This is a genomic window from Legionella sp. ST3F1 (assembly GCF_048553315.1).
Lineage (GTDB): Bacteria > Pseudomonadota > Gammaproteobacteria > Legionellales > Legionellaceae > Tatlockia > Tatlockia donaldsonii.
Genome location: NZ_JBLZIO010000099.1, coordinates 1 through 230, shown reverse-complemented (window position 1 = coordinate 230; position 230 = coordinate 1). Strand labels below are relative to the sequence as shown.

The following is a 230-nucleotide window of genomic DNA, read 5'->3' as shown; positions in this document are numbered from 1 at the left end:
TTTAATTGCAATTCACTTTCATTATTTGGCTCCGCGTAATCATTACTAGAAGTAAATTGTTTACAGGGGGTGGGTAAATTTTTTCTATCTATTTTTCCGCTTGGAGTTATTAAAAATTTGTATACAACAAAGAATCGAGAAGGGATCATGTAGTCAGGAATCTTTGCTTTCTGGGTGGAGCGAATATCTGTAGCAGATAGTTGAGCGTTTTGATCCAGTACAACGTAGGC

1 protein-coding gene is annotated in these 230 nt (G+C 36.5%); it reads right to left on the bottom strand.

Going from position 1 to position 230, the window contains the following annotated elements; translation table 11 throughout:
* The coding region (locus tag ACN4Z1_RS16085; protein ID WP_419423071.1) for a hypothetical protein at positions 1 to 230 on the bottom strand (230 nt) is incomplete at both ends.